The sequence below is a fragment of the Mangrovimonas sp. sgz306409 genome (assembly GCF_059735265.1).
This window is the reverse complement of record NZ_JCAPEU010000009.1, coordinates 152,296-176,886: the sequence shown is the minus strand read 5'-3', so window position 1 is coordinate 176,886 and position 24,591 is coordinate 152,296. Positions and strand designations below refer to the sequence as shown.

The 24,591-nt window shown below is 38.5% G+C and carries 28 protein-coding genes; 16 read left to right on the top strand and 12 right to left on the bottom strand.

Features of this window, described 5'->3' with window-relative positions; genetic code table 11:
* Positions 1–38: 38 nt before the first annotated feature.
* From AC6I5C_RS15470 to AC6I5C_RS15460, 3 genes are all read left to right on the top strand, one after another.
* Positions 39–512 carry a hypothetical protein gene (locus AC6I5C_RS15470; protein WP_497905926.1) on the top strand — a complete coding sequence of 158 codons (474 nt, stop codon included), beginning with the start codon at positions 39–41 and terminating at the stop codon, positions 510–512.
* Positions 502–702 carry a helix-turn-helix transcriptional regulator gene (locus tag AC6I5C_RS15465; RefSeq protein WP_053977371.1) on the top strand — a complete coding sequence of 67 codons (201 nt, stop codon included), beginning with the start codon at positions 502–504 and terminating at the stop codon, positions 700–702. Before AC6I5C_RS15470 ends, AC6I5C_RS15465 begins: the two co-directional genes overlap by 11 nt.
* 97 nt (positions 703–799) lie before the next feature.
* Positions 800–3,559 carry an outer membrane beta-barrel protein gene (locus tag AC6I5C_RS15460; RefSeq protein ID WP_497905925.1) on the top strand — a complete coding sequence of 920 codons (2,760 nt, stop codon included), beginning with the start codon at positions 800–802 and terminating at the stop codon, positions 3,557–3,559.
* An 81-nt stretch (positions 3,560–3,640) separates the two neighbouring features.
* Here the strand turns inward: AC6I5C_RS15460 and AC6I5C_RS15455 are convergent, their stop codons facing one another.
* Genes AC6I5C_RS15455 through AC6I5C_RS15435 form a run of 5 tightly spaced genes read right to left on the bottom strand, consistent with a single transcriptional unit; the run spans position 3,641 to position 6,836 of the window.
* The gene (locus AC6I5C_RS15455; protein ID WP_497905985.1) at positions 3,641–4,474 is read right to left on the bottom strand and encodes a TPM domain-containing protein; all 834 of its coding nucleotides are present in this window, start codon (positions 4,472–4,474) and stop codon (positions 3,641–3,643) included.
* A complete protein-coding gene (locus AC6I5C_RS15450; RefSeq protein WP_497905924.1) occupies positions 4,471–4,911 on the bottom strand; it encodes a TPM domain-containing protein in 441 nt (146 codons plus the stop codon). The genes AC6I5C_RS15455 and AC6I5C_RS15450 overlap by 4 nt, the downstream gene beginning before the upstream one ends.
* Before the next feature lie 6 nt (positions 4,912–4,917).
* On the bottom strand, positions 4,918–5,517 hold the full coding sequence (locus AC6I5C_RS15445) for a LemA family protein (protein ID WP_053977373.1): 600 nt from the start codon (positions 5,515–5,517) through the stop codon (positions 4,918–4,920).
* Between the two features lie 11 nt (positions 5,518–5,528).
* Positions 5,529–5,858 (bottom strand): MerR family transcriptional regulator, encoded by a 330-nt coding sequence (locus tag AC6I5C_RS15440; protein ID WP_053977374.1) that lies wholly within the window; start codon positions 5,856–5,858, stop codon positions 5,529–5,531.
* Between the two features lie 6 nt (positions 5,859–5,864).
* Complete coding sequence (locus AC6I5C_RS15435) at positions 5,865–6,836, bottom strand: M23 family metallopeptidase (RefSeq protein WP_053977375.1); 972 nt, start codon at positions 6,834–6,836, stop codon at positions 5,865–5,867.
* A gap of 231 nt (positions 6,837–7,067) precedes the next feature.
* Between AC6I5C_RS15435 and alaS the strand changes: the two genes are divergently transcribed.
* Entirely contained in the window at positions 7,068–9,680 is a 2,613-nt protein-coding gene (gene alaS / locus AC6I5C_RS15430; protein ID WP_497905923.1) for an alanine--tRNA ligase, read from the top strand.
* Positions 9,681–9,684: 4 nt separating this feature from the next.
* Positions 9,685–10,635 (top strand): GSCFA domain-containing protein, encoded by a 951-nt coding sequence (locus AC6I5C_RS15425; RefSeq protein WP_497905922.1) that lies wholly within the window; start codon positions 9,685–9,687, stop codon positions 10,633–10,635.
* A gap of 104 nt (positions 10,636–10,739) precedes the next feature.
* On the opposite strand, the gene AC6I5C_RS15420 is transcribed toward AC6I5C_RS15425, so the two are convergent.
* The 3 genes from AC6I5C_RS15420 to AC6I5C_RS15410 all read right to left on the bottom strand — a co-directional run bounded on the left by AC6I5C_RS15420 (position 10,740) and on the right by AC6I5C_RS15410 (position 12,942).
* Entirely contained in the window at positions 10,740–11,054 is a 315-nt protein-coding gene (locus AC6I5C_RS15420) for a rhodanese-like domain-containing protein (RefSeq protein WP_053977378.1), read from the bottom strand.
* A gap of 403 nt (positions 11,055–11,457) precedes the next feature.
* Positions 11,458–11,913: a pantetheine-phosphate adenylyltransferase gene (coaD, locus tag AC6I5C_RS15415; protein WP_497905921.1), complete on the bottom strand. Its 456-nt coding sequence runs from the start codon at positions 11,911–11,913 to the stop codon at positions 11,458–11,460.
* Between the two features lie 42 nt (positions 11,914–11,955).
* Complete coding sequence (locus tag AC6I5C_RS15410) at positions 11,956–12,942, bottom strand: D-alanine--D-alanine ligase (RefSeq protein WP_497905920.1); 987 nt, start codon at positions 12,940–12,942, stop codon at positions 11,956–11,958.
* Between the two features lie 149 nt (positions 12,943–13,091).
* Between AC6I5C_RS15410 and AC6I5C_RS15405 the strand changes: the two genes are divergently transcribed.
* From AC6I5C_RS15405 to yaaA, 4 genes are all read left to right on the top strand, one after another.
* Positions 13,092–13,649, top strand: a complete 558-nt coding sequence (locus tag AC6I5C_RS15405; protein ID WP_053977381.1) for a PASTA domain-containing protein — start codon at positions 13,092–13,094, stop codon at positions 13,647–13,649.
* 6 nt (positions 13,650–13,655) lie between these two features.
* On the top strand, positions 13,656–14,702 hold the full coding sequence (locus AC6I5C_RS15400) for an RluA family pseudouridine synthase (protein WP_497905919.1): 1,047 nt from the start codon (positions 13,656–13,658) through the stop codon (positions 14,700–14,702).
* A gap of 66 nt (positions 14,703–14,768) precedes the next feature.
* The gene (locus AC6I5C_RS15395) at positions 14,769–15,137 is read left to right on the top strand and encodes a VOC family protein (protein WP_168155216.1); all 369 of its coding nucleotides are present in this window, start codon (positions 14,769–14,771) and stop codon (positions 15,135–15,137) included.
* A 102-nt stretch (positions 15,138–15,239) separates the two neighbouring features.
* Complete coding sequence (yaaA, locus tag AC6I5C_RS15390; RefSeq protein WP_497905918.1) at positions 15,240–15,998, top strand: peroxide stress protein YaaA; 759 nt, start codon at positions 15,240–15,242, stop codon at positions 15,996–15,998.
* Between the two features lies 1 nt (position 15,999).
* Here yaaA and AC6I5C_RS15385 read toward each other — a convergent pair whose 3' ends face one another.
* The gene (locus tag AC6I5C_RS15385) at positions 16,000–16,131 is read right to left on the bottom strand and encodes a 30S ribosomal protein THX (RefSeq protein ID WP_497905917.1); all 132 of its coding nucleotides are present in this window, start codon (positions 16,129–16,131) and stop codon (positions 16,000–16,002) included.
* Between the two features lie 222 nt (positions 16,132–16,353).
* Between AC6I5C_RS15385 and AC6I5C_RS15380 the strand changes: the two genes are divergently transcribed.
* From AC6I5C_RS15380 to AC6I5C_RS15365, 4 genes are all read left to right on the top strand, one after another.
* A complete protein-coding gene (locus tag AC6I5C_RS15380) occupies positions 16,354–16,941 on the top strand; it encodes a hypothetical protein (protein ID WP_497905916.1) in 588 nt (195 codons plus the stop codon).
* Positions 16,942–17,610: a uracil-DNA glycosylase family protein gene (locus AC6I5C_RS15375; protein ID WP_497905915.1), complete on the top strand. Its 669-nt coding sequence runs from the start codon at positions 16,942–16,944 to the stop codon at positions 17,608–17,610.
* A 118-nt stretch (positions 17,611–17,728) separates the two neighbouring features.
* Positions 17,729–19,033 carry a DEAD/DEAH box helicase gene (locus tag AC6I5C_RS15370; RefSeq protein ID WP_497905914.1) on the top strand — a complete coding sequence of 435 codons (1,305 nt, stop codon included), beginning with the start codon at positions 17,729–17,731 and terminating at the stop codon, positions 19,031–19,033.
* An 11-nt stretch (positions 19,034–19,044) separates the two neighbouring features.
* On the top strand, positions 19,045–19,269 hold the full coding sequence (locus AC6I5C_RS15365) for a VF530 family protein (RefSeq protein ID WP_497905913.1): 225 nt from the start codon (positions 19,045–19,047) through the stop codon (positions 19,267–19,269).
* A 34-nt stretch (positions 19,270–19,303) separates the two neighbouring features.
* Here the strand turns inward: AC6I5C_RS15365 and AC6I5C_RS15360 are convergent, their stop codons facing one another.
* Both AC6I5C_RS15360 and AC6I5C_RS15355 read right to left on the bottom strand, forming a co-directional pair.
* On the bottom strand, positions 19,304–19,810 hold the full coding sequence (locus tag AC6I5C_RS15360; RefSeq protein ID WP_497905912.1) for a hypothetical protein: 507 nt from the start codon (positions 19,808–19,810) through the stop codon (positions 19,304–19,306).
* Positions 19,811–19,868: 58 nt separating this feature from the next.
* Positions 19,869–20,267 carry a hypothetical protein gene (locus AC6I5C_RS15355; RefSeq protein ID WP_497905911.1) on the bottom strand — a complete coding sequence of 133 codons (399 nt, stop codon included), beginning with the start codon at positions 20,265–20,267 and terminating at the stop codon, positions 19,869–19,871.
* A gap of 480 nt (positions 20,268–20,747) precedes the next feature.
* Between AC6I5C_RS15355 and AC6I5C_RS15350 the strand changes: the two genes are divergently transcribed.
* Positions 20,748–20,933, top strand: a complete 186-nt coding sequence (locus tag AC6I5C_RS15350; protein ID WP_497905984.1) for a VF530 family DNA-binding protein — start codon at positions 20,748–20,750, stop codon at positions 20,931–20,933.
* Between the two features lie 155 nt (positions 20,934–21,088).
* Positions 21,089–23,284, top strand: coding sequence for a T9SS type A sorting domain-containing protein (locus tag AC6I5C_RS15345; RefSeq protein ID WP_497905910.1), 2,196 nt, complete (start codon positions 21,089–21,091; stop codon positions 23,282–23,284).
* A 39-nt stretch (positions 23,285–23,323) separates the two neighbouring features.
* Here AC6I5C_RS15345 and AC6I5C_RS15340 read toward each other — a convergent pair whose 3' ends face one another.
* Positions 23,324–24,019 (bottom strand): class I SAM-dependent methyltransferase, encoded by a 696-nt coding sequence (locus AC6I5C_RS15340; protein ID WP_497905909.1) that lies wholly within the window; start codon positions 24,017–24,019, stop codon positions 23,324–23,326.
* 63 nt (positions 24,020–24,082) lie between these two features.
* Here AC6I5C_RS15340 and AC6I5C_RS15335 point away from each other — a divergent pair, with 63 nt between their 5' ends.
* On the top strand, positions 24,083–24,577 hold the full coding sequence (locus tag AC6I5C_RS15335; RefSeq protein ID WP_307901612.1) for a YkgJ family cysteine cluster protein: 495 nt from the start codon (positions 24,083–24,085) through the stop codon (positions 24,575–24,577).
* Positions 24,578–24,591 lie beyond the last annotated feature (14 nt).

Genomic DNA, 24,591 nt, shown 5'->3' with positions numbered 1-24,591 from the left:
TAATTTACATTTATGATGTAATTTTAAATAATTAAGTCATGGAAGCAAATTATTTATTGCCTCATCGGTTTAAAACCATAGGCTGGATCCTGTTAATTGTCGGCCTTATTATCGGGGCTGTGTTATTGTGGTTTGGATATGAATCAAATCTATTAACGGTCAAAGTACTTTCTATCTACAATGAGGATTCTATTCTTAATGAGACTAAAGGCTTTTTTAAATTGGTTGATAATAGTATTGTCGATGAATTGGCGGCATTAATGATTATTGTCGGAGGCTTGTTTGTGGGCTTTTCAAGAGAAACGATTGAGGATGAATTCATCTATAAATTGCGAAGTGAATCTTTGGTATGGGCTGTTGTTTTTAATTTCGTCATCTTGATTTTTGCCATATTGTTTGTCTACAATTTTACTTTCTTTCACGTGCTGGTGTTCAATATGTTTACACCGCTAATCTTTTTTATTGTTCGCTTTAATTTCCTAAAGCATAAATCGGTGGATTATGAAGAATAACATCAAAGTAGAACGAGCAAGACATAACATGACCCAATCCGATTTGGCTAGAGCCATAGGTGTGAGCAGGCAATCCATTAATGCCATAGAGCAAAGTAAATATGTGCCTTCTGCGGTATTGGCCCTTAAAATTGCAAAACTGTTTAAAGTACCTTTTGAGGAATTGTTCTTTTTGGAAGAAGGTGAATAGTATTTTGATTTGTTAAAAAAATAAGAAAATACATACGAAATTAAGTAGGTATTCGTTTCTTTAACAAATCAACTAATCATCAATCAAAAACCAATCAATGAAACAATTGCTATGTGTCATGGCACTGTTAAGTGCTGTAATTTGCTATTCCCAAAATTCATTACAAATCTCTGGAACAATCGTTTCCCAAGATGATAAAAGTCCTCTGGAAGCTGCTACGGTGTATTTGGAACGTATTCAGGATTCTACCTTGGTAACCTATACGATTTCGGATAAAAATGGACATTTCGAAATTCAGGAAAAAACCTATGAAACTCACCTTAATTTGGTGATTTCATATGTTGGACTTCAAGAGTACAAGACAAAAATTGACGTTTCCAAATCTCCAATTAATTTAGGTGAAATCGCCATGGAATCGGCCAATGCTTTGCAAGAAGTGGTTATTACCTCTCGGGCGCCAATCACCATCAAAAAAGATACTTTGGAGTTTAATGTAAAGTCCTTTAAAACCAAAAAAGATGCTACTGTAGAGGATTTGTTAAAGGAACTTCCAGGTGTAGAAGTAGATGAAAATGGAAAGATTAAGGTAAATGGAAAGGAAGTGAACAAAATTTTGGTAAACGGAAAGCCCTTCTTTGGGGATGATCCTACCATTACCACACGAAACTTAACGAAAGAAATCATTGAAAAAATCCAAATTGTAGATACCAAAACCAAATCGGAAGCTTTTGCGGGAGAGGAAGGTGATACAGAAAATAAGACCATTAATTTAACCATAAAGGAAGAAAACAATAAGGGTGTTTTTGGTAGGGTTGCTGCAGGTGGAGGAACTGATGACCGCTACGAATTTGCCGGCATTGTAAATGTTTTTGATAATGACCAACGCATTAGCGTACTTGCAGGAGGGAACAATATCAATTCACCAGGTTTTAGTTTTGGGGAAATCCAAAAAATGTTTGGCGGTGGTAGCTTTTATGGCACCGGCAATGGGTCTTTTGTATTTAATGGCCGAAATTTTGGAGGGGGAGAAGGTATTACGGTGTCCAATAATGTTGGGGTTAATTTTGCGGACGAATTGGCCAAGGGAATCGATGTGTCTGCCGATTATTTTCTGTCGAGTAGTAATTCAGATAATGAAATTGCTACCAAGCGGGAAAATATTCTTCCAGATAGAAGGTACTTTACAGAGTCCTATGTAAATTCCAATTCCAATATAGATAACCATAGTTCAAATTTAGAGTTTGATATTGAGGTTGATTCTACATTTTTAATCAATATTAGGCCTTCTTTTAAGTTGTTGAAATCCGAGACAACCTATGGCAAAGAAGAATCATCTTTTGATGAGTTTGGTGTCTTGACTAATGCTTCCAATTCGTCCTCTTATGTTGAAACCTCTGGAAGAAATTTCAGTAACGATTTTAATGTGACCAAACGTTTTGGAAATAAAGGGGCTTTTTTGAAATTTGATTTGAATACAGAATTTAATAGTACCGAAACAGATGATTTCGCCAATTCGGAAACTATGTTTGAGGATGATACCCAAAATATTGATAGGGATCAGTATTCTGACGGGAAACAAAATTTGGAAAGCTTTTTTGCTAGAATCACTTATAGATTACCGCTTATTGCCAAAACATTGTTTTTGGATTTTGAATATGGCACCAGAACCGAAACAAGAGAGAGCATAAGAAGCACTTTTGATTTCGACGATGCCGCTCAAGATTATACAAGTTTTAATGAGGACCTAAGTACCAATTTTAATTATACCAATAAACGAAATACACCGTCATTGGGATTGTCCTACAAGAAAGAAAAGTGGTCCCTGGGGATAGATGCCGGATATGTGTTTAGGACTTTGGAAAACCGTGATGAATTGAGACCTGAAATGAGCTTAAAGCAAAACTTTGAGGCCTTAGAATTGAATAGCCATATTAGTCATAGGTTCAGTCCTAAATCTTCAATGTATTCAGGATATAATTTAAGTAATCAACCGCCACAAATCAGTCAGATGTCTCCATTTCAAGATGTGTCAGACCCTCTGAATATCGTGACAGGAAATCCAAATTTGGAGCCTGCTAACAGGCATTCTTTTTACGGAGGTTTCAACAGTTTTGACTTTCAAAAGAAAACAGGTTTTTGGGGATATGCAAGTGTGAATATTACCGAAAATCAAGTGGTTTCACGATCTGTAATCGATGAGGATTTGGTACGGTATACTACCTATGAAAATGTAGATGGTAATCATAGTATTTATGTAAATGCTAGTTATACTAAAACTATTAAAATGGATAGTTTAAAAACATTGAGACTTAGAGTAGGTACAAATACGAGTATTTCAAGAGCGGTTAACTTTAATAATGATCAGCAATACGCTTCAAAAAATAGAGCAATTGGTCCTTATGGAGGAATTGCATTTACATGGACTGACATTATGGAACTAGAGCCCAATTATAGGGTGTCTTTTAACAAGAGCACTTACAATCTTGAGCTTTTTGATGATCAAGAGTTTATCAGGCATGATTTGGGAATTAGAACCGCGACCTTTTTGCCGAAAAAATTTGAATGGCGTAATGATATAAAATACAGCTATAATCCCAATGTGTCCAGCGGATTTCAAAAAAGTGCTTGGTTCTGGAATTCAACGTTGGCTTATTCCGTATTGAAAGACCAAGGGACAATTACTTTAAAAGCCTATGATTTACTCAATCAGAATACCAATGCCCAGCGTACGGCAACCGAGAACTATATTCAGGACAAGCAGAGTAGTGTGCTGCAGCAATATTTTATGCTGAGTTTTAGTTGGAAGTTTAATAGTCTTGGAAAAAAAGGGGAGATAGATGATTTTGGAGGATTTTAAGAGAAACAACTTTTATAACAAATAAGCAGCCTTTTGGCTGCTTATTTTATTTATAGTAAAAATGTTTTTATAATTGGAAAACTACCAGCTACCTCCAGCACCACCTCCGGAGAAGCCTCCTCCTCCAAAACCGCCGCCAAAGCCACCGCCTCCTCCGAAGCCGCCTCCGCCAAAACCTCCTCCAGATCCAAATCCTCCTCCGCCACGGTAATTGCCTCGGCCCATTTGACTCAAGATGATGGCATCCCAAATGTCAAAGCCACCACGGTTGCCTGGACCACGTCCAGAGCCTCCGCCTCCGCGTCTGTTTTTTGAGATAGCAATCAAGAAAATGATAAAAATAAGAAGCATGAAAAGGATAAAGCCAAAGGGAATTTCTTCACCTGTGTCTTGCTGTCGGGTGCCTTTAAATTCTCCATTTAAGGCCATAAAAATGGCGTCGCTACCTTTATCAAGACCACTGTAATAATTTCCTTTTTTGAATTCAGGTATAATGATGTTTCTCGTGATTTCTCCAACGACCCCTGCCGTTAGCATAGGCTCGACGCCATAGCCCGGTGAAATCCAAATTTTACGATCATCACGTGCCAACAGAATAAATACCCCATTGTCCTCCTTCGCTTGTCCAATACCCCATTCATGGCCCCATCTAGGAGCAAGTAGCCCGATGTTTTCACCTTTGGTAGTAGCAATAATAGCTACTACAATTTGGGTGGATGTGGTGTCGGAATATTTAATGAGTTTACGCTCCAGATTGCTTTTTTGATTAGGCGACAAAAGGTTGACATAATCATAGACGCTGGTTTGGAACTCTGGTTTAGGGGGAATATCAAATTGAGCAAACGTGGTTAAAGCACAAAACACACTCAATAATAGGCTAAGACTGATATGTTTGATTTTGTATGGCTTCACTATCCTCGGGATATTTCGTTAGGTAATTCGTTAATATCATCGTCCTCAACCGGAAAGTGAACTTTCAGTTCGTGGCCGGCCTTTAGGATGCCATCTATAATTCCTTGCTTAAAATTTCCTTCTTTAAATCTGGATTGTATGGCGTCTCGTGTAGTGTCCCAAAAGTTTTCGGGCACTACGGCATCAATGCCTTTATCACCGCAAATAACGAATTTGTGGTCGTCTACAGCAACATACAAAAGCACACCGTTGCTTAGTTTGGTGTTGTCCATTTTTAGAAGGTGAAAGACTTCCTTGGCGCGTTCGAAAGGTGTTTCGTCCTTTGAGCTACGTTCTATATGCACACGGATTTCGCCCGAAGTATGGTCTTCAGCCGTTCTAATGGCCTCAATAATTTCCTGTTCCTCTTCAGCACTAAGGAAATCTTCAATATTGGACATAGTGATTTATTTAAAGTCGAATTCTACATCCACTGGCTTTTCAGCACCTGGTTCGGCGTCAAAGTATGGCTTGCCTTCAAAGTTAAACCAACCAGCCAAGATGGAATTTGGGAATTTCTTTACGTGGTTATTGTAAGGCTTAATGGCTTCGTTGTAGCGCGTCCTCGCTGTTTGAATCGTATTTTCGGTACTGGCCAATTCGTCCTGTAACTTTAGAAAGTTTTGGTTAGCTTTCAGGTCTGGATAGCGTTCAACCGCCACCAATAAGCGTGAAAGCGCACTGCTCAAACCTCCTTGGGCTGCATTGAATTGCTCTAGTTGCTCTGGGGTAATGTTGGTAGGGTCAATGGTTGTTGAGGTTGCCTTGGCACGTGCCTCAATAACATCTGTGAGGGTTCCACGCTCAAAATCGGCAGCACCCTGAACGGTTTTTACCAAATTGCCTATAAGGTCATTTCTACGTTGATAGGCTGTTTGTACATTTCCCCAGGCTTCAGCTACATTTTCGTTAAGTTGTATGGCAGTATTGTTAAATCCTACTGCCCAATTGTACAGGCCAAAACCAATTACGGCTATAATAATTACCGGAATAAGCCACTTTTTCATAATAGTGTGTTTTAAAGTTGATTTTTGATTTTTATTAGTTGGGCTTTGATACCCTCTAATTTACTAATTATTTCAAAGGTACTCAGGGATTTTTGACGTTCTTCTTTCAAATGGGTTTTGGCGCCTTCCAAAGTAAAGCCACGTTCTTTCACCAAATGGTAGATAAACTTGAGGTTATTGATGTCTTCAGGGGTGAATTTACGGTTGCCCTTGGCATTCTTTTTAGGCTTAATAACATCGAATTCCTTTTCCCAAAATCTAATTAAAGAGGCATTTACATTGAAAGCTTTGGCGACTTCACCTATACTGTAGTAGCGCTTTTCAGGAAGATTGATATGCATAATATATTAATCTAAAGATTGGTTTTCCAAAGAGGCTTTCTCCAGAAGTTTGTTGTATTCTTCTGCAGACAAGTTACCATAATAGAAGTTGATAGGGTTGATACGGTCATCATCTTTAAACACTTCATAATGTAGGTGGGGCGCTTCAGACCTTCCGGTACTTCCCACAAATCCTATCAAATCACCACGTTTTACCTTTTGGTTTTTGCGAACGTTGTATTTGTATAGGTGGGCATATAGGCTTACGTAGCCATAGCCGTGGTCTATTCTAATATGGTTTCCATATCCAGTTGAGCGGTTATCTGCACGTATTACAACGCCATCTCCCGCAGCATAAATAGGAGTTCCTCTAGGGGCGGTAAAGTCCATCCCAAAGTGGAACTTACGCACTTTGGTAAAAGGATCGGTACGGTAACCGTAACCTGAAGCCATACGCGTTAAATCAGAATTGTTGATAGGTTGTATGGCAGGAATAGAAGCCAAAAGCTTCTCTTTATCAGCTGCCAATTCTGCAATTTCATCCAAAGACTTTGATTGAACTACAATGCGCTTTTGAAGCATATCCATGCGTTGACTGGTTTCTTTTATCAACTTGGAATTGTCAAAACCTTCAAGGCCTTTATAGCGGTTGACCCCTCCAAAACCTGCTTTGCGCTGTTCGTCTGGGATTGGGTTGGCTTCAAAATATAAGCGGTAAATAGTATTGTCGCGCTCTTCAACATTGGCAAGTACCTTTTCGGTTTCGTCCATTTTTTTGTTCAGAAGCTGAAATTGTAACTGCATATTTTGCAATTCGCGGGTAAGCGCACGTTCCTTTGGCGATTGAAAAAATTGGGAAGCGATAAAGTTTGAGATGAATCCAAAAAGGCCCGCAGCCAAAAGAAACACAAGGGCGTACTTAAAGGTTGTACGTTTTTTGCGCTCTATCTTACGGTACGAAAGGGTTTCTGGATCGTAATAATATTTTACCTTACTCATGTCGCAATTTATAGTATTTTTGCAGTTGAAAAATGCCCCTTCATGGAGCATTTTTATTAAGGAACGAACAAACCTACAAAAATATTTCCATTGTAAAATTATAAAAACAATTGCGAATATTTTCAGACGGTGAGCCTCAGGGCCTTAATTTAACAATATATTTGCAAGTAGTGTCACGGCCATTTTGAGGGCTGGACTGAATTAAAAAAATAAGATTAGCAATTTACATACATGAAATCTCAAGATATCCGTTCGAAGTTTTTAAGTTTTTTCGAAAATAAACAGCATGCCATCGTGCCCTCTGCTCCCATGGTTTTAAAGGATGACCCTACCTTGATGTTTGTCAATGCGGGAATGGTGCCTTTTAAGGAATACTTTTTGGGAAATGCCAAAGTGAAGGAGTCCCGTATAGCCGATTCGCAAAAATGTTTACGTGTATCTGGTAAACACAACGATTTGGAAGAGGTGGGATATGATACGTATCACCATACCTTATTTGAAATGTTGGGAAACTGGAGTTTTGGAGATTATTTCAAGAAAGAAGCCATTGCCTGGGCTTGGGAACTGCTTACAGAAGAATTCGGGGTTGATAAGGATATCTTGTATGTAACCGTTTTTGAAGGAAGCGAGGACGACAATTTGCCGATGGACCAGGAAGCTTACGATTTCTGGAAAGCCATTGTTCCTGAAGACCGCATTTTATTGGGGAATAAAAAGGATAATTTCTGGGAAATGGGAGATCAAGGGCCATGCGGACCTTGTAGTGAAATCCATGTTGATATTCGTTCTGCAGAAGAGAAAGCAAAAGTGTCAGGAAGAGACTTGGTGAATATGGATCACCCACAAGTGGTGGAAATCTGGAACCTGGTGTTCATGCAGTACAATCGTAAAGCCAACGGCAGCTTGGAAAACTTACCGAACAAGCATATTGATACGGGAATGGGCTTTGAGCGTTTGTGTATGGTATTGCAAAACGTACAGTCCAATTACGATACTGATGTGTTCACTCCAATAATTAGGGAGATTGAAACGGTTACAGATAAAGCTTATGGTAAAGATGAAAAGATAGATGTTGCTATTCGTGTGATTGCCGATCATGTGAGAGCTGTGGCGTTTTCCATTGCCGATGGACAGTTGCCAAGCAATACAGGAGCAGGCTATGTAATTAGAAGAATTTTACGTCGTGCCATCCGTTACGGATTCACCTTTTTAGAGCAGAAAGAACCATTTATATATAAATTGGCCGAAACGTTGAGCCATCAAATGGGAGAGGCTTTCCCAGAAATAAAGGCTCAAAAACAATTGGTTTACAACGTGATTCGTGAGGAAGAACAATCTTTCTTAAGAACTTTGGAGCAAGGATTATTGCTATTGGATAAGGTTGTAGAAGAAACTAAAGGAGATGTGGTGTCAGGTGCCAAAGCTTTTGAACTATACGATACCTTTGGATTTCCATTGGATTTAACCCAATTGATTGCCCGTGAAAAGGGATATAGCATTGATGAGGCTGGTTTTGCCACCGAAATGGAAAAACAAAAAAGTCGTTCCAGAGCCGCTTCTACAGTAGAGGCTTCAGATTGGGTGATTTTATTGGAAGATGAAGCTGAGGAGTTTATCGGTTATGATACGCTGAGTGCCGATGTAAGACTGACACGTTATAGAAAAGTTACTACCAAAAAAGATGGTGAGCAATACCAATTGGTATTCAATATGACGCCGTTTTATCCAGAAGGAGGTGGTCAAGTTGGAGATCAAGGATATATTGAAACTCCTAATGGTGATGTTATTTACGTAACCGATACCAAAAAGGAAAATAGCTTAATTATCCATTACGCGAAAACGCTACCTAAACATTTAGATGCTACTTTCAAAGCGGTTGTAGATGCAGAATTGAGACAGCTATCTGCTTCCAATCACACAGCAACTCACTTGTTGCACCAGGCATTGCGTACTGTGTTGGGAACTCATGTAGAGCAAAAAGGATCTTTAGTAAGTCCAAAATATTTACGATTCGACTTTTCGCATTTTGCAAAGGTTGACAGAGAGCAGTTGGATGCTATTGAAGAATTTGTAAACGCGCGTATTCAAGAGAATCTTAAGCTTGAAGAAAAACGAAACATTCCAATGCAGCAGGCTATTGATGAAGGTGCCATTGCCTTATTTGGTGAAAAGTATGGAGATGCTGTACGTGCCATTCGTTTTGGGAAATCTATGGAGCTTTGTGGTGGTACACACGTATTGCAAACGGGTGATATATGGTATTTCAAAATTAATTCGGAAAGTGCAGTAGCAGCAGGTGTACGTCGTATTGAGGCGATTACCAACGTAGCAGTGAAAAACTATTTTGTGGATGTGGATAAGGATTTTGATACCTTAAAGCAAACACTTAAAAATCCTAAGTCAACGGTGAAAGCTGTGGAAGGTTTGTTGGAAGAAAATACCGCGCTTAAAAAGCAGATTGAACAATTGCTAAAAGATAAGGCCAAGAACCTAAAAGGTGATTTAATTAATGAACTTAAAGAGGTGAATGGTATTCAGTTTCTGGCTAAGGAAGTTGATTTGGATGCAGCCGGAATTAAGGATGTATCTTTTGAATTAGGTGGCCAGTTTGATAATCTGTTCCTATTGTTTGCAACAAAACAGGAGGGTAAAGCCTTATTGTCTTGCTATATTTCCAAGGAAATCGTTGCCGATAAAGGCTTAAACGCAGGGCAAATTGTTAGAGAACTTGGAAAGCATATCCAAGGTGGTGGTGGTGGACAACCATTTTTTGCTACTGCGGGAGGAAAGAATCCTGGAGGTATTGCAGCAGCTTTGGAAGCTGCCGCGGAGTACCTGAACTAGATATATGAAACTACAAACAGAAATACCTTTAAAACCCCAACAGCACAATCTGATAGATTACAACTCTAGATTGATTCTGTTGGGGTCTTGTTTTGTTGAAAATATCGGGGAGAAGTTAGCGTATTATAAATTCCAGAATACCTTAAATCCTTTTGGAATTCTGTTCCATCCTTTGGCAATTGAAAGTTTGCTGTTCAACGCTATAAATGACAAAGAATACACAGAAGAAGATGGGTTTTTTCATAATGAGCAATGGCATTGTTATGCAGCACATTCCAAATTAAGTGCCTCTTCAAAGGACGATTTGTTACAGAATCTTAACCAGAGCATTCAACAAACCAAACAAGCACTTGAAGCATCCTCTCATATTGTGATTACGCTTGGAACCGCCTGGATATACCGCTTGATAGAAAGTGATGAAGTGGTAGCCAATTGTCATAAGGTACCTCAAAAGAAATTTAGTAAAGAATTATTGTCAATAGATGCTATTGCTGAATCGTTGCAAGCAATGGTGGCTTTGGCTAAAAGTGTGAATCCTGAAGTATCTGTTATCTTTACAGTGTCTCCGGTTAGACATTTAAAGGATGGCTTTGTAGAAAATACTCAAAGTAAGGCACATTTGATAAGTGCGGTGCATCAGGTGGTAGAGCCAAGAAGGCAGACCTACTATTTTCCTTCCTATGAAATTGTCATGGACGAGTTGCGTGATTACCGATTTTATGCTGAAGATATGGTGCATCCTAATCCTACAGCCATCAACTATGTGTGGGAGCGGTTTAAGAAGGTGTGGCTCCATGATAGTACAGAACCTACAATGAAGATGGTGGATACGGTTCAAAAAGGGATGATGCACAGGCCTTTCAATCCAAATTCGGAAGCACATCAAACGTTTTTAAAGGTTCTTAAGGAAAAGGAGGAAGAACTTGTGGCTCAGTATCCTTTTATGGAATTTTAAATGGTTTTGAAAAATGCATAATAAAAAAGCCCGAGTCAATCAATCCTCGGGCTTTTCCATCAATCAAAATCATTTATCAAACATGTAATCAATCAAGTTTTCTTTTATACTAGGTCCAATTTTCTGCTCAAGTTCAACCAGCCTCCACCGTTGACAACTTCAATACCATGGCTTTTTAAAACACTTGCCGCAGAACCTGAACGCATACCACTAGCGCAACAGGTAATAATTGGTTTGTTTAGTTTTTTGATGTCCTTAACTTTGGTAGCTATTTGCGGTAGCGGGATGTTTTTAGATCCTGGAATGGCACCGCCATTGTATTCTCCAACGCTTCTTACATCAATAATTATAGCTCCATTTTCATAAAGCGATTTTAATTCATCAGATTTATTTCCGAATAGCATATCTAGTATTCCCATAATCATATTTGTTTTGTGCAAAGTAACGCATAGTTTTTCATCGAGAAGGTAACTAAGGTTACATCAGTTGCTTGAAAATGAAAATATTACAAGATGCGTTTTGATGTGTAATATTCTCTTATTGAGAGAATTGTATGGCTTTTAAAATGCGTTTATTGGGAGAATTAACCAATTTTATCGGTGAACTGCAATATTCGATTTGTAGGATTACGCTTAATCTTTTTTAATTGCTTCTCGTCGAAAAAACTTAAGGTTGAGGGGATTATGTTATATATTAGTATTGCTATTAATCAATTTTTTAAAAAGGCGTCAGTTATACTTTTTGCGTGGCAAGAATGATCTGATGCTTTTTTTTGTTCCAAATCCAAAACCAACCAGCTAAATTTTTTTTAAGTGTATTTGGTTACTTCAGTTTGACGCTGTCGGGTACCAAAACTGTGTAGTCTCCGTGGTTTCTAATGACGTCTCTTACAATAGATGAAGAGATGAAGGAGGTTCTTGCCGAAGTAAGTAAAAATACCGTTTCTATTCTCGAAAGTTTCCTGTTAGTGTGGGCAATGGCCTTTTCAAATTCAAAATCGGCTGGGTTACGTAGGCCTCGTAAGATAAATTGCGCATCTATTTCTTTTGAAAAATCAATGGTGAGACCTTCGTAAGTGATAACTTTAACCTTTGGTTCGTCTTTAAAAGCTTCCTCAATAAACTGCTTGCGTTCTTCCAGTGAAAACATATAAGACTTATCGGAATTGATACCAATGGCCACTACCACTTCGTCAAAAAGTTTGACTCCTCTTAGAATAATGTCGTAGTGTCCAAGGGTAATTGGATCAAAGGAACCAGGGAAAATTGCGCGTCTCATTATAGTTGTTAAGCGGTTACAGCATCAAAGATACTTAATAATTTAAGAGTGTTGGGTTTTAAGGCTTTCCTCAATGGCATTTTCAAACAGTTCGCCTAAGCTGATACCTGCTACAGCGGCTTGTTGCGGCAAGATACTGGCTTTGGTAAGGCCTGGCACTGTGTTGACTTCCAACAGGTGTGGTTCTCCGTCTTTAAAGATATATTCACTTCGACTAAAGCCTTTCATCTTCAGGATTTCGTACACTTTTTTGGCTAGAGTTCCTACTTTTTCGGCCTGTTCTTCCGATAGGCGGGCAGGGGTAATTTCCTGAGATTCGCCAAGGTATTTGGCTTTGTAGTCAAAAAAGTCGTTGTTGCTTACAATTTCGGTAATGGGAAGTACGGTAACCTCACCTTTATACGTAATCACTCCAACAGATACTTCGGTGCCATCCAAAAAGGATTCAATGATGACTTCATCATCTTCCTTAAAGGCAACCTCAAGTGCGTTTTGGAATTCCTCTTTTTTGTACACTTTGCTCACCCCAAAGCTGCTTCCGGCTTTATTGGCCTTTACAAAGCAAGGGAGCCCAACCTTGGCTATAATTTCATCTTCATTTACAGTGTCTCCTTGATTGAGGTAATAGGAGGTGGCGGTTTTAATTCCGTAAGGTTTTAGGGTGCTAAGGCAGTCTCGCTTGTTAAAGGTAAGGGCTGCTTGGTACATGCCACAACTTGTATGCGGAATTTTCAACAACTCCAAATACCCTTGCATATAGCCATCTTCTCCAGGGGTGCCATGAATAGCATTGAACACACAATCAAACTGGATTTTTTTTCCTTCAACCATCACGCTGAAATCATTTTTATCTACAGGAAATTCCGTGTTGTTTTTGTCAACATACACCCATTTGTCTTTAAAGATATGGATGCGGTAAGCAGTGTAAAGTTCTGGGTTCAAGGTTTCGTAAACCACTTGACCACTCTTAAGGGATATTTCATATTCGCTGGAATATCCGCCCATTATAATGGCAATATGTTTCTTCATGATAGTACCCCGAAGGGAAGGAAATTCTTTATAAATAATCTTTAAACGCTCACAGAACGTATGTAATATTAGGAAAGCTAAATTAGCATATTAAAGGAAAAGAAAAAACCTTTGAGTTTTATATATTTGCCCTAACTTAAAATCATTACATGAGTCTTGTAAAGTTTCTTACCAGTAAAGTTTTTTTAAAACAATTAGCCCTAGCCTTAGCCGTAATATTTTTGATGTGTTTTTTGATCTTGCAATGGTTGAAAAGTACTACCAATCACGGTGAATTTATTGAAGTGCCTGAGTTGAAGGGGAAAACTTTGGAGACTGTTGAGATCCAATTGAACGATCGCAGTTTGCGTATGGAAATTCAGGATTCAGCCAATTACAATCCAGATTACCCAAAATATTCGGTAATTGAACAATATCCATTGGCGGGTACGCAGGTAAAGGAAAACCGCAAGATTTATGTAATACTGAACCCATCTGGTTACCGTAAGGTCGCTGTGCCGGATATTGTAAGACGTACCTTCCGTCAGGCCAAACCTACTTTGGAAGCTTTAGGATTTGAAGTTGGAAAGATTAGGTATGTGGACGATTTGGGTAAAGATGAGGTAATTGATGTAGAATTTGAGGGACAACCTCTTAAAGCAGGAGACATGTTGCCATTGACTTCCAAGATTGACTTGGTGTTGGGTAACGGAAACAGAGCAGAATAAAAGATTATGACAGACCAATATACGCCTATAGACGAGAATGATGATGAGTTGTATGAGCACCACGCGTTTACTGTAAAAACTGGCCAACAACCTCTTCGCATCGATAAATACTTGATGAATTTTATCGAGAATGCCACTCGTAATAAAATTCAATCTGCAGCCAAAAATGGGAATATTCACGTGAATGATGTTCCTGTAAAAGCCAATTACAAAGTGAAGCCTTTGGATAGGATTCGTGTATTGTTTGAGTATCCTCCTTATGAGGAACTTTTAACACCAGAGAACATTCCTTTGGATATTGTATTTGAAGACGATCAGCTGTTGGTAGTCAATAAGCCTGCTGGTTTGGTAGTGCATCCGGGACATGGGAATTATTCGGGGACTTTAATCAATGCCCTTATTTACCATTTTGAAAATTTGCCTAACAATTCGAGTAATCGTCCTGGATTGGTTCACCGTATCGACAAGGACACTAGTGGTTTGTTGGTTGTGGCCAAGACAGAAGAGGCTATGGCACATTTAACGAAGCAATTTTTTGACAAAACCAGTGAGCGTGAATATGTCGCTTTGGTTTGGGGAAATGTGGAAGAAGATGAAGGCACTGTTGAGGGCAATATTGGTAGACATCCTAAAAACCGTTTACAGAATACTGTTTTTGAAGGAGAGGATGAAGACAAGGGCAAGCCGGCCGTAACCCATTATAAAGTATTGGAGCGTTTTGGATATGTAACCTTGATTTCCTGTAAGTTGGAAACCGGCCGTACTCACCAAATTCGTGTGCATATGAAACACATTGGGCACACCCTTTTTAATGACGAACGCTATGGTGGCGAACGTATTTTGAAGGGGACTACATTCACAAAATACAAACAGTTTGTAGAAAACTGTTTTAAGGTGCTTCCTAGGCAGGCTTTGCATGCTAAAACGCTGGGTTTTAGTCATCCAACGACTGGAGAGTTCATGCATTTCAATGCTGAAATTCCAGAAGATATGCTTCAATGTATTGAAAAATGGCGGGTTTATGCCAAACACCAAAATTTGGATATTGAATAGGTTCCTTCGGTAAATTAATAGATCTTTTTTAGTAAATTCATAGGGTAATTCAAACCAATTATCCGTATGAAATTGTATAACCTTGTGCCAATGCTGTATACTGAAGATGTGGAAGCCACAATTCAGTTTTATACAAGTCAATTGGGCTTTGTTTGTGATGCCTTTGATGAGGCCACAAAATGGGCCTCCATACACCGGGACGGTGTAGAATTGATTCTTACCAAACCAAATGATATGGTGCCCTTCAATAAAGCTGAATTTACAGGGTCTTTTTACATAAGGACGGTAAACGTAGATACACTTTGGCAAACGGTTAAAGACAATGTAGAGGTGTGCTATCCCATAGATAATTTCCAGTGCAGTATGCGGGAATTTGCCATTTACGACAACAACGGTTATGTATTGCAGTTTGGGGAGGAATTGACACTAAATTAATGCTTATAATTACTTTTGCTTATACTATTATAGAAAATATAAAATCCCAAAATTGAAAAATAGATACGGTAATTGTAATTTTGGGACAACAAAAACCAAAGCATGAAATTAGTTATATCACCTGCAAAATCACTAGACCTCGAAAGTCAACTGCCTACCCAACAATTCACAGAAGCCTGTTTCCTAAAACAAGCAGAACGCCTAAATAAATTATTGAAGAAGAAATCGGCTAAAAGTTTATCTCAGCTTATGAAGATTTCTGATAATTTAGGTCAGTTGAATTATGAGCGTAACCAAGAATGGGAATTACCGTTTACAGTTGAGAACGCAAGACCGTCGGTGTATGCTTTTAGCGGTGATGTATACAGAGGATTGGATGCCTATACCATTCCTCAGGATAAAATAGAAAAACTTCAAAATACGGTTCGCATTCTTTCGGGATTGTACGGAATTTTAAAGCCATTGGATTTAATGCAGCCTTATCGTTTGGAGATGGGTACAAAATTTCCTGTAGGTAAGAACAAAAACCTGTATGAGTTTTGGAAGAAGGAAATCACTCAAGCCTTAAATGATGAATTGGAAGATGGCGAATTGTTTGTAAACCTTGCCAGCAACGAATATTTTAAGGCCATTGATACCAAAGCTCTAAAAGTGCCTGTAATTACCTGTACATTCAAGGATTTCAAAAATGGCGAATACAAAATGATCATGACTTTTGCAAAATTGGCAAGAGGCTACATGACGCGTTATATTATTGATACCGATGCCATGACCTTGGATGATTTAAAAGGCTTCAACTATGAAGGCTATGGGTATAGCGAAACCATGTCTTCTGAAACTGAATTGGTATTTACCAGATAGTCTAAACCTGGGCTTTTTTGTTCACATTGATTTTATCCTCGGTTTTTTGACGTTTTTTGATTTTAGGACGCAGGACACCGTGGGTGCCTCGATGGATTTTACCACGTTTGGTTTTCATATCGCCTTTTCCCATAATATTTGGATTTTATTGGTTCTGCTTTAATATACTAAAAATTTAAAAATTACTTTAGTACATTTAGCTTCGCTTAAAATCTATTCAATGGCCTATTATCTTATCGTAGCCCTGCAGGGTTACTGTATTTACCATCTTTACAGGAACAGAAATGAAAATTATTGGTTTTTCGTAATTATGTTTGTACCGGTTGTGGGGAGCATCATTTAACTGATAACTCAGGTGTACAATAAGCGAGATGTAGAGAAAATCCATGATAATCTAACAACCATAATCAATCCCACTAAACAGGTCAAGGATTTGGAACGAAAACTGCAATTTTCCGAAACTTACCAAAACAGGGTAGATCTAGCCGACGCCTATCTTCAAATTCAAGATTATTCCAATGCTATCAAGCACTATGAATTGGCTTTACAGGATACCTGGCACAATCAATACTATGTGATATCCCAATTGCTAAAGTGTTATTACTATACTGGAGATTATGGTAATGTGGTAGCTTCTGCTGAAAAGATTAAAGAGGAAAAGGAGTTCATGAAATCCCGAGTGCAATTTTTCTATGGATTGGCCCTAAAGGAACAGGGACGAATGGAAGAGGCAGAGGAGCAACTTCGGTATATTGATACGCCTTACAGTAATTATGAAGAGCGTTTGCAATTGGTTCATTTTTTAAATGAAAAAGGAGATACCAAAGAAGCTAATGTCATTTTAGGGGAGTTGCATCAGGAAATTCAAAACCTTACAAAACCAAACCGAAAAAAGTATAGAGCTGTCATTGCCGAAGTCGAGAAAATGTTAAGTACTCAATAGATGTTTTTGCACCAACATCCATACCCGCCTTTTATTTTTGAAGATACTACCAAGCTCATTGTGGGCACGTTGCCGCCGCCACGCTTTTCAATGGGGGAGTTGTTGGAAAAGGATGTTGACTTTTGTTATGGCAGTTATTACAACTCTTTGTGGTTGTATATAGATGTCATTCATAATCTGAATCTTCGTTATGACAATTCCCGTGCAGCTGTAGAAGAGCGCAAGCAGTTCTTGCATAAACACAAAATAGGGGTTTGCGATATAGTGGAAAGTGCCGAACGGGAAAAAATCGATGCTTCCGATTTGGGCATGACCAATATCAAATTGAGGGATGTAATTGGCTATTTAAAGAAATACCCCAATATCAACACATTATTGTTTACAGGAGGCAATAGCAAGAACGGCCCAGAATATTTCTTCAGAAGGCATTGCAAGGAATATGATATTAAACTACAGTCTGTAGAAACCGAAGTGCCTCGCATCCATTCATTTCAATTAAAAGATAAAAATGAAGAAGTTCGGGTGATTAAGACTGTCTCGTTGACTTCAGCATCGGGATCGGCCAATAGAGCTATTGGGAGTATGCCTCTTTATCAACAACTCAAAGCTAAAAATCCTGACTTTACTACTTTCGATTTTAGGGTGATGCAGTATCGGGAGTTTTTTTAGGATTTATATTCTTTACCAAATTCTTGTAGAGGAAAAGCATAATAAAAATTAGCGTACCTTTGCCGCTTGATAAAAAGAATGACGCTACACTATAGATTGTCATTTACAAACAATTTATATGTCATTTAAAGCACTCGGGCTAACAGAAGCCATCTTAAAAGCGGTAGATAAAAAAGGATATACCGAACCGTCTCCAATCCAACAAAAAGCAATTCCACCCATTCTAGATGGGAAGGATGTCTTAGCATCGGCACAAACCGGTACCGGAAAAACCGCAGGGTTTACTTTGCCAATGTTGCACTTGTTGTCTCAAGAGACTCCTTTAAGAAATCGCCCAATTCGTGCCTTGGTGTTGACGCCTACGCGGGAATTGGCGGCTCAAGTACATGATAACGTTAAGGAGTATAGCACGTTTCTGGATATTAAATCTGCCGTTATTTTTGGAGGGGTTAACCAAAACCCACAAGTGGCAACCTTAAGAAGAGGTGTTGACGTATTGATTGCTACTCCAGGGAGATTGATGGACTTGCACAATCAAAAGTTGTTGTCTTTGGCCAAAGTGGAATTCTTTGTATTGGATGAAGCTGACCGCATGTTGGACATGGGTTTTTTACGCGACATTGAAAAAATCATGAAAATGATTCCTGCCAAGCGTCAAAACTTATTGTTTTCGGCTACCTTTTCCAAGGACATCAAAAAGTTGGCCCATAGTATTTTGAACCATCCCGTTCTAGTGGAAGCGACTCCAGAGAATTCAACGGCCGAAGCGATTAATCAAAAAGTCTATCGCGTTGCCAAAGGCAAAAAAACAGGCTTGATTATAAAGTTGATCAAGGATGGAAATTGGCAACAGGTTTTGGTCTTTACCCGTACCAAACATGGCGCTAACAAACTTGCGAAAAAGATGATCTCTAGTGGCATTACGGCAGCGGCAATCCATGGTAATAAAAGTCAAGGTGCCCGTACCAAAGCTTTGGCAGGCTTTAAGGATGGAAGTATCAATGTGTTGGTGGCGACAGATATTGCGGCCCGAGGATTAGACATTCCGTTATTGCCGCATGTGGTGAACTTTGAATTGCCCAACATTTCTGAAGATTATGTGCATCGTATAGGAAGAACTGGTAGAGCTGGTGCTAGTGGTGAGGCCATTTCTTTGGTAAGCGCTGATGAAACCACCTATTTAAAAGCCATTGAAAAGTTGGTAGGAGAGAACATTCCTGTGGAAATATTGGAAGGCTTCGAACCTGATCCTAATGCGTCTACAGAGCCCATTAAACCAGGGCAAGGGAACAGAAATCAGAAATCACGCCGACCAAAAACTGGCCAAGCGAATTCTAAAAGTGAAGGAGCAAAGACTACCACGTCCAAAAATAAAAAGCCAAAACGTTATAGAGGAAGACGATCTAACGAGCCTCGTAGCTAATTTTTGAAATTATGGAGCAGCCCAATAACCCATTACACGGCATCACTTTAAAACAAATGGTGACTGAACTTCAGGAACATTATGGCTGGGAGTACATGGGGTATATGGTCAATATTCGCTGCTTTACACATAATCCTTCCATTAAATCAAGTTTGACATTTCTTAGACGAACACCTTGGGCAAGGGCCAAAGTAGAGGAATTGTATTTGGAAATGTTGCAAAAGAATCCCCGGTAATTACATTTGAGGCATTGTATTGGAAATTGACTTATTAGTTAAGGTTGATCGTCATGCCATTATTCAATTCTATAAAAATAACACCTTCCTGCTTAATAAAATACAGCGTTTTTATTTCTGTTGGAAGCGAAGCTTGGTAAAACGTGATTTTAAACAACTCCTGATGGGTCACCCCGTTTAAGGTATAATCAGGAAGTAGCTCTATGGTATTTTTGGTTGAGGAGTAATCGTTGTGGAATTTATAAATAGCTTTCATGTCATTATAGGTGACTCTAAATTCAAACCCGTCAGCTTCACCCTGTTTACGCAATCTTGTAACAAATTGGATGGGAAAATTATTAAATTGATAGGTCACGCTACTTGTAAAAGATTGGGACACGTTATCGCAATTATCCCAAATGGTATCTCCATGGTCCATAAATTCATGTGTAAGTACGGCTGTGTCTGGAATTTCAACAGAAGAAGTAACTTGTTTTTCTGTTATATCCGGATTGGTGATCCAAGATTCTAAAATAAGGGTGCGTTCCTCTATAAGTCCCATTTTTAAACAATCCTCACAGGAAACCATTAATAGAAATACAGAACAAAATAAAAAAGCTCTACGGAATGAGGTGTACATAATCGCCATTGTTATAGTTGATTTTTAAGATACCTTGGGTTTCATTATAGAATATCTCTGAAATTTGACTCTCCAAATTTGAGGATGAGTATCTGTAGACTTCGGTATAAGTTGTATTGCCAATGTCTAGGGTTTCTAGAGGTATTGATTCGTCATATGAAAAATACACCCTGTTAACTTTCAGGCTTATGTAAGTGTTTAAAGGACTTTCAAAATCATTCATCACCTGTATTTCAATATTGATCTGTGGAATTTCAGAATTTAAATTGACACTGTAATGCTCGTAACTATTATAATCTTCACAAAATTCTTGGTCATTGGTAAAAAAGTTATTCACGTTAGCCTCGAGTATAAATTCATAGCTTTCGTTGTATTGCATGTTAACAATCTGTTGGTTTTCATAGGGAATCCTATTTTTTTGGGTGACGGGAATATTGTTTCTCGAAATTTCATCTCCAGGATTAGAACAGCAACTAAAGACTAAGAGTGTGGTTAGAAAGTGAAATAATACTTGTTTTACAATGGTGTTCTTAGCAATGAAGCTAAATTTTATGATGCGAATTTGAGTGGTTAAATGGTGGTTTGGCATAACGCTTCTTTATATGACTGTAAGATGACAATTTTTGAATTAGGTTGCGTTATTTATCTTAATTAATTTGAAAAAGACATCTTAGGTTTAAAAGTAATGTTTTTATTGTCAGGTATCTAATTTGTAAAAAAAGCTTTCCTTATGAGAAGCTTTTTTAGGTGGATAAATAATATGGTCTTTTGGGTTTATTCTGGTTTGCTAATGAGGCCGAAATTTAATTTGGTTACAATGCTGGCATCCATGCCAACAACGCAACCTCGCTTGTCGAAGATGCCTTGTCAATCGAAGAGATTTCAGGAACATTACGGTTGGGAGTATATGGGGTATATGGTCAATATTCGCAGCTTTCCAAATAACCCTTCCATTAAATCAAGTTTGACATTTCTTAGACGAACACCTTGGGCTAGGACCAAAGTAGAAGAATTGTATTCGGAGATGTTGCAGAATAGGAGATAGGTTTTTCAGAATTGTAAAAAAATCTCATCAAAAAGGAGCATAATTAGGTTTCATAGGTTGTTGTAAAGAAGGAATTTTGAATATTGTTAAACTTCCTGTCTTTAAAGTTTTATGGTGTCCAAATATTTTTTACTTTGTAGGAAAATTAACCAACCATGAAGCAAGTCTACTTAGTGCTTATTTCTTTTTTATGTATGATGTCGGCTAACGCTCAAATCGTAGATATTCCAGATGCCAATTTTAAAACTTATTTAACCACTTCAAATTGTGTTGACCTTGATGAGGATGGGGTTGGAGATGTTGATGCAGATACAAATGATAATGGCGAAATAGAAGTTGAAGAAGGCTTAGCTGTAACATCTTTAAAACTTGGGGATTATTGGGATGAAACCAATAATATTTCAGATTTAACCGGTATAGAGGCTTTTGTTAATTTAAAATATTTGTGGGTACAGAATTTTCAAAATGTATCTTCTATTAATTTAGAGGGGCTAACTGTTTTGGAAATACTTCATTTTTATAACGTGCCATTAGACGCAATTGACCTAGAAGGCTTGGTAAGTTTGGAAAATTTATCATTGAATGGGGCTGATATAACCAATTTTGACATTTCATCCAATCAGGCACTTTCTGATCTCTATCTAACAAATAATCCAAATTTAGAGGAAGTAGATGTGAGTAATAATAACTCGATTACACATTTTTATTGTGATGAGAATCCTGGAATTTATGAATTAGACCTTAGTAACTTGCATGATTTGTATATGGTGTCAATACAGGACAACGAAAATTTGAACTATATCAATTTGAAAAACGGGAATACATATGCCTTATTTCCAGACTATCCTGTGCCGGGCCTAATGATACAAAACCTTCCTAATTTGGAATACATGTGCGTGAATGAAGCGGTTTCAAATTTTTCCAATCAAATTGAACTTGAGTTAGAGCATCCTGTCACTTTTACAGAGTATTGTTCATTCACACCTGGAAGTACATTTTTTACTTTAGAAGGAGAAGTTTTAGTTGATGTGAATCTTGATGGATGTGATGAAGGAGATGTGAAATTTTCAAATTTGAAGCTTGATGTAGTTTACGGAAACAATACAAATATGGTCTATAGTAATACTATGGGGGTGTATGAAACACATTTGCCAGAGGGCAGCTATGTCATCACACCTCAATTGGAAAATGAGGCCTATTTTTCGGTTGAGCCAGAAAGTTTGACAGTTGATTTTATCACTGATCCAACCGATGTTGTTCAGGATTTTTGTATCACTCCCAATGGTGATTTTAATGATTTGGAGGTTTCTGTAATTCCTTTGAATCAAGCAAGACCGGGTTTTGAGGCGGATTATAAAGTCATCTGCAAGAATAAGGGAACAACTACTTTGTCGGGTGAGGTCACTTTTAGTTTTGATGCCAATGTCATGTCCGTAGTGGAAACTATGCCAGTATCAACCAATGAAAATGAAGGCGAGCTGTTATGGGATTTTATGGATCTTGCCCCTTTCCAAACCGAACAGTTTTATATCACCATGCTTCTCAATACGCCAACCGATACTAATTTCCCTTTATTGGGAGGAGAGGTGTTGGAGTTTACGACAGCGGTGGAAATTGAGGGAACGGATGAAACTCCTGAAGGCAATACAGCTAGTTTGTTTCAGACCCTTGTCAATTCTTTCGATCCTAATGACAAAACCTGCCTTGAGGGGGCAAGCATTACCGAATCACAAGTTGGGGATTATGTTACCTACGTGGTACGTTTTGAAAATACAGGAACCGCCAGTGCCATCAATGTGGTGGTGAAGGATTATATAGATACCGATAAATATGACGTGTCTTCGTTAATGCCTTTGGATGCCAGTCATGATTTTTATACTCGTATCACAGATGGCAATAAGGTGGAGTTTATTTTTGAGGATATCAACCTTCCTTTTGAAGATGCCACCAATGATGGTTTTGTGGTTTTCAAATTAAAGACCTTGTCCACTTTGCAGCCTGGGGATGAGTTTAGCAATGTGGCTGAGATTTACTTTGATTACAATGCCGCTATACATACCAATAATGCTACTACGGTTGTGGAAGATGCTCTATCGATTGAGGAGATTTCAAAAGAAGGAATTGTGTCGGTGTATCCCAACCCTGTATCAAATGTGCTGCATTTTGAAACTAATGAATCCCTTTTATCAATAGCCATCTATGATCTTCAGGGAAGGTTGGTAAAACAACAGGCCTTTACCCAAGGGGCGGGGGATTTTCAATGTGATGTATCCAGTCTATCAAAAGGGATGTATACTGTGCAGGCAAAGACTGCTAAAGGAGAGCAGTTTTTGAAGGTAATTAAAGATTAGTTTGGGTGAACTAAAGGTATAGACTTAAATAAAAGCAGATTAACTTAGCCTTGCCAAATAATCAAAGTGGTCTCCTTCTTTGACGGGTTCACATTTTAGTCCAACGGAAGTGCAGGCGGTGTAGAGCCTATTGAAGTCAAGGTACAGCCATTTCATGGGAAGTTCTTTTTCACCTTTGTAGCTTAAAAAGTAATCCAGTTCGCCATAATAATTGGCATTGGTGTCAATCCACAAACCACCATCTTCGTCTTCATACATATATTTGATGTCTGAAGAGTCGATTAAAATTTGCCCATTTGGATTCAATAGGGATTTTAAATGGTTTAGGTAGGTAGCTACTAGAGAAAGTTCTTGGAAGATTCCTGTACCGTTCATCAACAGCAAAATAGTGTCAAAGGTTTCGGTTTCTTCCAGAATAGGAAGAACTTCAGCATTAAAAACGCCTCTGTCTTTGGCAACGGTAATGGCTCCTTCCGAAATATCGATGGCTTTAACTTTTAGTCCTTTTTCCTGTAAATACAGACTATGGCTGCCTGCACCGCAACCTACATCCAAAACGTTTCCTTTGGCAAGTTGAAGTGCCTTTTGTTCCAATTTTGGCATGTCCTTATAACTTCTGAAGAGATAGGGAAGCGGCAGTTCATCTTCCTCCGAAATGTTGGTAGAGGTAATCAAATCTTCGGTGTAATTACCTTGGTGGTAATCCAAAAGAGCTTGTCCAAATAAATCTTTCATAGCAGTACTGTTAATAGTTGGGTGCTTGGTGATGGTATCTTAGGAGTTTCTTATTTTTGCAGCATGGAAGACATCATTAAAAATCTACCAAAACAGGCCAAAGATAAACATAAGGAAAACAAAACTTTCTTTGCCAAGCTTAAAAAAAAGCCACCTAAGCAATTGGACTATATCATGCAGGAGTTGCACGAGGAAGAGTTTGAACGCACCAATTGTTTGGAATGTGCCAATTGCTGCAAAACCACGGGACCTTTATTTACGGACAAGGATGTGGACAGGATTGCAAAGCATTTCCGTATGAAACCATCCAAATTTATCGATGAATTTTTAAGGGTAGATGAAGATAATGACTACGTGTTGCAAAGTGTACCTTGTACGTTTTTGGGAGCAGACAATTATTGTTCCATTTATGAAGTAAGGCCGAAAGCTTGCAGGGAATATCCCCATACCGATAGAAAAAAGTTCCAACAAATCTCCAATCTCACTTTGAAGAATGTGGCTATTTGCCCTGCGGCTTTCAATATTGTGGAGGAAATGAAAAAGCGTATTAAGCTTTAGGGGATTCTCGATAA

What these genes read in the sequence shown, in the direction of transcription:
- AC6I5C_RS15445 (WP_053977373.1), bottom strand. Translation starts at nt 5,517, where the DNA reads ATGAAAAAGTGGCTTATTCCGGTAATTATTATAGCCGTAATTGGTTTT.
- AC6I5C_RS15460 (WP_497905925.1), top strand. Translation starts at nt 800, where the DNA reads ATGAAACAATTGCTATGTGTCATGGCACTGTTAAGTGCTGTAATTTGC.
- alaS (WP_497905923.1), top strand. Translation starts at nt 7,068, where the DNA reads ATGAAATCTCAAGATATCCGTTCGAAGTTTTTAAGTTTTTTCGAAAAT.
- AC6I5C_RS15425 (WP_497905922.1), top strand. Translation starts at nt 9,685, where the DNA reads ATGAAACTACAAACAGAAATACCTTTAAAACCCCAACAGCACAATCTG.
- AC6I5C_RS15440 (WP_053977374.1), bottom strand. Translation starts at nt 5,858, where the DNA reads ATGCATATCAATCTTCCTGAAAAGCGCTACTACAGTATAGGTGAAGTC.
- AC6I5C_RS15395 (WP_168155216.1), top strand. Translation starts at nt 14,769, where the DNA reads ATGAAATTGTATAACCTTGTGCCAATGCTGTATACTGAAGATGTGGAA.
- AC6I5C_RS15335 (WP_307901612.1), top strand. Translation starts at nt 24,083, where the DNA reads ATGGAAGACATCATTAAAAATCTACCAAAACAGGCCAAAGATAAACAT.
- AC6I5C_RS15420 (WP_053977378.1), bottom strand. Translation starts at nt 11,054, where the DNA reads ATGGGAATACTAGATATGCTATTCGGAAATAAATCTGATGAATTAAAA.
- AC6I5C_RS15365 (WP_497905913.1), top strand. Translation starts at nt 19,045, where the DNA reads ATGGAGCAGCCCAATAACCCATTACACGGCATCACTTTAAAACAAATG.
- AC6I5C_RS15470 (WP_497905926.1), top strand. Translation starts at nt 39, where the DNA reads ATGGAAGCAAATTATTTATTGCCTCATCGGTTTAAAACCATAGGCTGG.
- yaaA (WP_497905918.1), top strand. Translation starts at nt 15,240, where the DNA reads ATGAAATTAGTTATATCACCTGCAAAATCACTAGACCTCGAAAGTCAA.
- AC6I5C_RS15340 (WP_497905909.1), bottom strand. Translation starts at nt 24,019, where the DNA reads ATGAAAGATTTATTTGGACAAGCTCTTTTGGATTACCACCAAGGTAAT.
- AC6I5C_RS15465 (WP_053977371.1), top strand. Translation starts at nt 502, where the DNA reads ATGAAGAATAACATCAAAGTAGAACGAGCAAGACATAACATGACCCAA.
- AC6I5C_RS15435 (WP_053977375.1), bottom strand. Translation starts at nt 6,836, where the DNA reads ATGAGTAAGGTAAAATATTATTACGATCCAGAAACCCTTTCGTACCGT.
- coaD (WP_497905921.1), bottom strand. Translation starts at nt 11,913, where the DNA reads ATGAGACGCGCAATTTTCCCTGGTTCCTTTGATCCAATTACCCTTGGA.
- AC6I5C_RS15370 (WP_497905914.1), top strand. Translation starts at nt 17,729, where the DNA reads ATGTCATTTAAAGCACTCGGGCTAACAGAAGCCATCTTAAAAGCGGTA.
- AC6I5C_RS15350 (WP_497905984.1), top strand. Translation starts at nt 20,748, where the DNA reads ATGCCTTGTCAATCGAAGAGATTTCAGGAACATTACGGTTGGGAGTAT.
- AC6I5C_RS15410 (WP_497905920.1), bottom strand. Translation starts at nt 12,942, where the DNA reads ATGAAGAAACATATTGCCATTATAATGGGCGGATATTCCAGCGAATAT.
- AC6I5C_RS15400 (WP_497905919.1), top strand. Translation starts at nt 13,656, where the DNA reads ATGACAGACCAATATACGCCTATAGACGAGAATGATGATGAGTTGTAT.
- AC6I5C_RS15385 (WP_497905917.1), bottom strand. Translation starts at nt 16,131, where the DNA reads ATGGGAAAAGGCGATATGAAAACCAAACGTGGTAAAATCCATCGAGGC.
- AC6I5C_RS15360 (WP_497905912.1), bottom strand. Translation starts at nt 19,810, where the DNA reads ATGGGACTTATAGAGGAACGCACCCTTATTTTAGAATCTTGGATCACC.
- AC6I5C_RS15450 (WP_497905924.1), bottom strand. Translation starts at nt 4,911, where the DNA reads ATGTCCAATATTGAAGATTTCCTTAGTGCTGAAGAGGAACAGGAAATT.
- AC6I5C_RS15405 (WP_053977381.1), top strand. Translation starts at nt 13,092, where the DNA reads ATGAGTCTTGTAAAGTTTCTTACCAGTAAAGTTTTTTTAAAACAATTA.
- AC6I5C_RS15355 (WP_497905911.1), bottom strand. Translation starts at nt 20,267, where the DNA reads ATGCAATACAACGAAAGCTATGAATTTATACTCGAGGCTAACGTGAAT.
- AC6I5C_RS15345 (WP_497905910.1), top strand. Translation starts at nt 21,089, where the DNA reads ATGAAGCAAGTCTACTTAGTGCTTATTTCTTTTTTATGTATGATGTCG.
- AC6I5C_RS15375 (WP_497905915.1), top strand. Translation starts at nt 16,942, where the DNA reads ATGTTTTTGCACCAACATCCATACCCGCCTTTTATTTTTGAAGATACT.